The following is a 6,956-nucleotide window of genomic DNA, read 5'->3' on the forward strand; positions in this document are numbered from 1 at the left end:
TTGTAAGATATTCATAAGTCTATTATGCAGGAAAAAGGAAGAAAAAGAAACCCCCTAACCCCTCAAGATTGAGGGGAAGGGGAGCTGAATAGGCGAAGCCTATTTTTTATAGCAAAGGAAAATATTTCACATTATAGAAATAATAAGTTTAAAATATTAATAAAAATAATTACTAATAAAAATGTGCCCGGTTGACGGGAGAATAAGGGATGATATAATGAGTTCATAAAGAATTATTCAGGATATTTAGTGGTCGAAGGAGGAAATGAATATGAGATTTTTTATTGACACAGCAAATGTAGAGGATATTAAAAAGGCAAATGATATGGGTGTGATTTGTGGAGTTACAACCAATCCGTCACTGATTGCAAAAGAAGGACGTGTTTTTGAAGAGGTTATTGCAGAGATTGCATCGATTGTAGATGGACCAATCAGCGGAGAAGTGAAAGCTACAACTGTTGACGCAGAAGGAATGATTGCAGAAGGAAGAGCCATTGCGAAAATCCATCCGAACATGGTTGTGAAAATCCCTATGACAGTGGAGGGACTCAAAGCTTGTAAAGTATTGTCCTCAGAAGGAATTAAGACAAATGTGACTTTGATTTTCACGGCGAATCAGGCATTGCTGGCTGCGAGAGCCGGAGCAACATATGTTTCTCCGTTTTTAGGAAGGTTGGATGATATCTCTGTCAGAGGTGTGGATCTGATTTCCGAGATTGCAGAGATTTTTGCAGTTGCAGGGCTGGACACAGAGATCATCGCAGCAAGCGTAAGAAATCCAATCCATGTGACTGACTGTGCTTTGGCCGGAGCAGATATTGCGACTGTTCCATATGCTGTGATTGAACAGATGACAAAACATCCTTTAACAGATCAGGGAATTGCAAAGTTCCAGGCGGATTACAAAGCTGTTTTTGGTGAATAATGAAAATGTACTTGCATATTTGAAATGGTACAAATATAATCAAGAGTGTATTGAACGTAAAATGAAAAAGTAGGAGGCAGCTCATGAACAAATTAGAATTAATGAAAATAGCTAATGAGGTTCGAAAAGGTGCAGTGACGGCTGTTTACAATGCAAAATCCGGACATCCGGGTGGATCACTGTCAGCGGCAGATATTTACGCATATTTATTTTTTGAGGAAATGAATATCGATCCGAAAGAACCGAAAAAAGCAGATAGAGACCGTTTCGTATTATCAAAAGGGCATACAGCGCCTGGATATTATGCTGCATTGGCTCACAGAGGATTTTTCCCGGTGGAAGATCTGATTACACTTCGTAAGGTAGGATCTTATTTACAGGGTCACCCTGATATGAAACATATTCCAGGAGTAGATATGTCAAGTGGTTCCCTTGGACAGGGAATTTCAGCTGCTGTAGGTATGGCACTTTCGGCGAAACTTTCGAATGAAGATTACAGAGTTTACACACTGTTAGGTGACGGCGAGATTCAGGAAGGACAGGTATGGGAGGCAGCAATGCTTGCAAGTCACAGAAAACTGGATAATCTTGTTGTGATCGTAGACAATAACGGACTTCAGATTGATGGTGCAATTGATGAAGTGTGCTCGCCATATCCAATCGACAAGAAGTTTGAAGCTTTCAATTTCCATGTGATCAATGTGGATGGACATGACTTTGATGCTTTGGATGCAGCTTTTAAAGAAGCAAGAGAGACAAAAGGTCAGCCGACAGCGATCATTGCAAAGACGATCAAAGGAAAGAACGTGTCGTTTATGGAGAATCAGGCATCATGGCATGGCTCTGCACCGAATGCAGAACAATATGCAGTTGCAATGGCAGATTTAGAGAAAGTAGGTGAAGCACTATGTCAGATGTAAAGAAAATTGCTACTCGTGACAGTTATGGAAATGCCCTTGTAGAATTAGGAAAAGAACATGAGAATCTTGTTGTTTTGGATGCTGACTTAGCAGCTGCCACAAAGACTGGCGTATTTAAGAAAGTATTTCCGGAACGTCACATTGACTGCGGAATCGCAGAATGTAATATGATGGGTGTTGCAGCAGGTCTTGCTACAACAGGAAAGGTTCCGTTTGCAAGTTCGTTTGCAATGTTTGCGGCAGGACGTGCATTTGAGCAGATTCGTAACTCTATCGGATATCCGAAGCTGAATGTAAAAATCGGTGCGACACATGCAGGAATCTCAGTAGGAGAAGACGGTGCGACACATCAGTGTAACGAGGACATTGCACTTATGAGAACAATTCCGGGGATGGTTGTCATAAACCCATCGGATGATGTGGAAGCAAGAGCGGCAGTAAAAGCTGCTTATGAGCATGAAGGACCTGTTTATCTTCGTTTTGGAAGACTTGCAGTTCCGGTAATTAACGATCGTGAAGATTATAAATTTGAACTTGGAAAAGGTGTTGTTCTTCGTGAAGGAAAGGACATCACTTTGATCGCCACAGGTCTTCCGGTAGCTGAGACACTGGAAGCGGCGGAAAAATTAGCGGCAGATGGTATCGATGCAAAAGTAATTAACATCCATACAATCAAACCTTTGGACGAAGAATTGATTGTGGAAGCTGCAAAAGAGACTGGAAAAGTAGTTACAATTGAAGAACATTCCGTGATTGGCGGACTTGGAAGTGCGGTTTGTGATGTGTTATCGGAAAAAGCACCTACAAAAGTTCTGAAGATTGGTATCAATGATACTTATGGAGAATCAGGACCGGCAGTTGAGTTGGTTAAAAAATACGGTTTAGATGCGGAAAGCATTTATAAAAAAATAAAAGAGTTTTAATAAAAACATAAGAGGCGAGAGTGTTGACACTTTCGCCTCTTATGTTTTATGATGTTTGAGAAATCAAAATGTTATGAGGGATGCAAAATGTTTAGAAAAATTCAAGATAAACTATACAGTCTGCGGGATGAATGGAAATATGATTTTTACGATTGCATTCGAGATATTGCCGAACATCCTGTCGTGCTTCGTATGAAATTATATCCTCATCACGGCACGACGAATTGCTACCAGCATTGTGTACATGTGGCATATTACAATTATCAGTGGTGCCGTTTTTTTCATTTAGATGCAAGGTCGGCGGCGAGAGGAGCGATGCTACATGACTTGTTTTTATATGACTGGCACACGCATGCGAAAAAAACAGGAGATCGTTTTCATGGACTTACACATCCGAAGACAGCGTTAAAGAATGCGAGCAAATTTTTTGAATTGAATGAGATTGAAAAAGATATTATCTATAATCATATGTGGCCAGTTACTTTTTTTAGAATACCAAAAACAAAGGAAGGGTTTATTACGACTCTTACCGACAAATATTGCGGGGCATGCGAGACGAGTAAAAGAAGATGATGTAGAAAGGATAGGAGAAAAAAGTTTTTCCTATCTTTTCTTTATGATTTGTGTCGAACATTTTCTGAAATAGATGACATCGTATGATAAATTCAGCACTTTTCATATGCTATGATGGGGAAAAATATGCAGATGAGGTGAAAGAAAATGAAGAAACAACTTCCGAAAAATGTTCGACAAATAGGAAATGTGAGTGATAGTTCAAAAATCTATGTGGAAGATTATGTAGACACGTTTTTTAATCAACTATGTGATAAGACTGACCAGATGCCGATAGGGGCGTTTTTGGTTGGAGAAAAAGTACAAGAAGAAGATCAGGATTTGATTTATATATACGGAGCGATTCGGATGTGTGAAGTGACCGTGAAAGGGCAGGATATTCAAATTCAAGATGCGGTTTGGAAAAATGCATGTGAGATCTGCAAACAATATTTTGAAAATGCAGAGATTCTAGGCTGGTTTTTGAGTGTTTCTGGACAACCATCAGAGGCTACTCATAATATAAAGAAAATACATAAGAAATTTTTTTCTAAAGAAAAAAGTATATTTGTGTTAAAGAATACACTAGACCGGGAAGAGCAATTTTACATACATAAATATCAGGAACTGATGGAGTGTGGTGGACATTATATTTATTATGAAAAAAATTTGGAAATGCAAAATTACATGATTGCAAGTCGAAAAAACAATAATATGACACCCAGTGAACCTGTTGAAGATCGAGTTACAAAGAATTTTCGCGATGCCATAAAAGAGAAGATGGAAAAAAACGAAGAAAGGCACGGCGCAAGACTTGTATATGCGGCAAGTACCTTTTTGGTTTTGGTGGTATTTGTGATTGGGATTACGATGATTAACAACTATGATAAAATGCAGGGAGTTCAGCAATCTTTGGATATTATTTCTAAATCAGTTGCTAATAAAGAAGGAGATGAGGTGATGGAGACAGGAGGAGAAATTGTCAAAGAGGACAAAGAGAAAGAAGCTGTTGAGAGCGATGGAGAACGGGAAAACATAGAGGAAACAATTCTGGAAGATGATGTTTATGTGGTAGAAAAAGGAGATACGCTTGCCACGATTAGTAGAAAAGTATATGGGGATATCTCACATGTAGAAGCAATTTGTAAGATGAATGGCTTAGAGGATGGAAATCTCATTTTTATCGGACAAAAATTGTTGTTACCATAGTAAAATGTGCTATACTGTTGAAGTAGCATGAACCAAAGAAGAAATAAAGGGGAGCATATGAAGAAAAAGCTTGGTTTTCATATTGTAAAGAAAAAAGAGGATCCAACAGAGGAGATTGTAGAAAATATTATAGAAGAATTACAAGACAAACAAGATATAATGTGGGAGATGGAGTTAAAGATAAAGGCTCACAGATATCGTGTCCTTAGATGGATTGCAATCGGAGCTGTGGCACTTGTCGTGGCGGCAGTAGGTGTGGGGATGTTTTTGGAATATCAAACTTACGAGAATATAACAGTTAAGGCTACATATAAGATTGAGGAAGCGGATAATAGCAGTTACATAGAGTATGCGGGAGGTATCCTGAAATATAGTCGGGATGGTGTTGTTTATCTGGATAAGAAAGGTGAGGAGATATGGAATCAGCCATGTCAGATGAAGAATCCGATTGTAGAAGTGTGCAAAGGGGCTGTAGCTGTGGGAGATCAAGGTGGGACGAGTATTTTGGTATTCCAAAAAGATGGACTAAAAGGAGAGATTAAAACAACGAGTCCAATCCAAAAGCTGGTTGTTTCGGAACAGGGAATCGTAGGCGCAGTGCTTAAAGGTGAGTCCACACAGCAGATTATTTGTTATGATGCAAAAGGGAATATACTTGTGGAGCAGAATACTTCACTTGCCAATACTGGGTATCCATTGGATATTGCCATTTCCAATAATGGAGAAGCGCTTCTTGTTTCATACTTATCTACAAAAGGCAGCGAGGCGATGACAAAAGTGGTTTGTTACAATTTTGGTGAGGCGGGAGAAGAGAAGAAAGATCACGAAGTTTTTGAAAAAGAATATGAGAACGAAGTGGTTCCGACGGTTGCGTTTTTGAATGAGAAAATTTCTGTGTTGATAGGAAATGATATGCTGGTGTTCCACAGTGGCTTGGAAGAGCTTCAGCAGATCAAAAAGATAAAGATCAAAAAAGAGATAAAAAGCGTGTCATATGATAAGAGTGGAGTAGCGCTTGTTCTGAAAAATTCTGGAAAAAGCGGATATGAACTCCGCATTTATAATACAAAGGGAAAACAGATACTGTCAAAAGATTTTGAGGGTGAGTATGGAAATATAAAAATGACCAGAAATCAGATAGTTTTATATGATGGAGATAAATGCATGATATTGAACTATTCTGGGGTGTGTAAGTTTGAAGGTAAGATGGAGACGAGTATTATGGAAATCTTCCGAATGGCGGGTCTGAATAAATACATGGTGATAAGTGCAGAAGGACTTCAGGAAGTCCTTCTGGTGAAATAGGAGAGTATATGAATGGATTATTAATTTTAGCCGGTATTATACTTTTGGTATGTGTGATTGCCGGTTTGGTTCGAGGGTTTATAAAAATAGTGGCTTCATTAGCTGCAACAATCATTATTATCGTCTTGGTGGTTTTTCTTACGCCATATGTGAGTAAAGGAATTTTAAAAGTGACGCCTTTAGAGACGATGGTACAGGAAAAATGTGTGGAATTATTAACTCCGGATTTGGAAGATATGGATTTATCGGGGATTGAAATCAATGGACAAAAGTTAGATGGAATTGATTTGGAATCGGCTGGGATTACGGAAGATGACATAAAAAATCTGATAGGAAAGATTGATCTGACGAGAGAACAGCAGATTTCAGCGATTGAAAATGCAAATATTCCACAATTATTTCGTGATTTACTCTTAGAAAATAATAATGCAGAGATTTACAAAAATCTGGGAGTCAGTACGTTTGGTGAGTATGTTGGGGCGTATATGGCGAAAGTGATTGCGGATTTTGTGGGATTTCTGCTGACACTTCTAATAGTTACAATAGTCGTCCGCACAATTGTCTATATGCTTGGATTGATCAGCGATCTTCCGGTTATAGGGGGACTCAACAGAATTGCGGGCGGAGTGCTTGGAATGGCAACAGGAGTGATTATTATCTGGGTGATTTTGATTGTTGTGACACTATTGTATACGACATCAATAGGAAAGATTTGTTTTGAAAATATTGCAGATAGTCAGATGCTTACATTTTTGTATAATCACAATCCACTTTTGGAAGCTATTACCAGATTTAGGTAGGAGCGAAGTTTTAGAGAAAATTTCAGACAAATAATGAGGAAAAAGGTACCGTAAAATAACGATGGAAAGTTATTTTGCGGTATTTTTAAGAAAAATTAAAAAATGTATTGACAGTTACGTAAAGCCATGATAAAATAACGTTCGTTGTCAAGGAGAGACAAAAACAACTTAAAAAGAATTTGAAAAAAAATAAAAAAGTTGTTGACAAGCGAAAAGAGATGTGGTAATCTAATATAGCTGTCGCAAGACAACAAAAACAAAGAACATTGATAATTAAACAACAGATGACAAGATAACCCTGAAAGATTCTTAAAAGAGAAAA

At 38.2% G+C, this 6,956-nt stretch carries 7 protein-coding genes; all 7 read left to right on the top strand.

Features of this window, described 5'->3' with window-relative positions:
• The first annotated feature begins 271 nt into the window (after positions 1–271).
• A complete protein-coding gene (gene fsa / locus ACTQXY_RS14760; RefSeq protein ID WP_004614330.1) occupies positions 272–925 on the top strand; it encodes a fructose-6-phosphate aldolase in 654 nt (217 codons plus the stop codon).
• A gap of 83 nt (positions 926–1,008) precedes the next feature.
• Positions 1,009–1,845, top strand: a complete 837-nt coding sequence (locus tag ACTQXY_RS14765) for a thiamine pyrophosphate-binding protein (RefSeq protein ID WP_441660098.1) — start codon at positions 1,009–1,011, stop codon at positions 1,843–1,845.
• Positions 1,833–2,768, top strand: a complete 936-nt coding sequence (locus ACTQXY_RS14770) for a transketolase C-terminal domain-containing protein (RefSeq protein WP_441660099.1) — start codon at positions 1,833–1,835, stop codon at positions 2,766–2,768. The genes ACTQXY_RS14765 and ACTQXY_RS14770 overlap by 13 nt, the downstream gene beginning before the upstream one ends.
• An 87-nt stretch (positions 2,769–2,855) precedes the next feature.
• Positions 2,856–3,341 (top strand): HD domain-containing protein, encoded by a 486-nt coding sequence (locus ACTQXY_RS14775; protein WP_441660100.1) that lies wholly within the window; start codon positions 2,856–2,858, stop codon positions 3,339–3,341.
• A gap of 147 nt (positions 3,342–3,488) precedes the next feature.
• On the top strand, positions 3,489–4,529 hold the full coding sequence (locus ACTQXY_RS14780; RefSeq protein WP_441660101.1) for a LysM peptidoglycan-binding domain-containing protein: 1,041 nt from the start codon (positions 3,489–3,491) through the stop codon (positions 4,527–4,529).
• A 57-nt stretch (positions 4,530–4,586) separates the two neighbouring features.
• Complete coding sequence (locus ACTQXY_RS14785) at positions 4,587–5,834, top strand: DUF5711 family protein (protein ID WP_441660102.1); 1,248 nt, start codon at positions 4,587–4,589, stop codon at positions 5,832–5,834.
• Positions 5,835–5,842: 8 nt separating this feature from the next.
• A complete protein-coding gene (locus ACTQXY_RS14790) occupies positions 5,843–6,634 on the top strand; it encodes a CvpA family protein (RefSeq protein ID WP_441660103.1) in 792 nt (263 codons plus the stop codon).
• Positions 6,635–6,956 lie beyond the last annotated feature (322 nt).

Source organism: Faecalimonas sp. LCP19S3_D12 (genome assembly GCF_052121495.1).
In the GTDB taxonomy this organism is placed as follows: Bacteria; Bacillota; Clostridia; order Lachnospirales; family Lachnospiraceae; genus Faecalimonas.

Coding starts and splice junctions, on each gene's coding strand:
- fsa (WP_004614330.1), top strand. CDS start 272: ATGAGATTTTTTATTGACACAGCAAATGTAGAGGATATTAAAAAGGCA.
- ACTQXY_RS14765 (WP_441660098.1), top strand. CDS start 1,009: ATGAACAAATTAGAATTAATGAAAATAGCTAATGAGGTTCGAAAAGGT.
- ACTQXY_RS14770 (WP_441660099.1), top strand. CDS start 1,833: ATGTCAGATGTAAAGAAAATTGCTACTCGTGACAGTTATGGAAATGCC.
- ACTQXY_RS14775 (WP_441660100.1), top strand. CDS start 2,856: ATGTTTAGAAAAATTCAAGATAAACTATACAGTCTGCGGGATGAATGG.
- ACTQXY_RS14780 (WP_441660101.1), top strand. CDS start 3,489: ATGAAGAAACAACTTCCGAAAAATGTTCGACAAATAGGAAATGTGAGT.
- ACTQXY_RS14785 (WP_441660102.1), top strand. CDS start 4,587: ATGAAGAAAAAGCTTGGTTTTCATATTGTAAAGAAAAAAGAGGATCCA.
- ACTQXY_RS14790 (WP_441660103.1), top strand. CDS start 5,843: ATGAATGGATTATTAATTTTAGCCGGTATTATACTTTTGGTATGTGTG.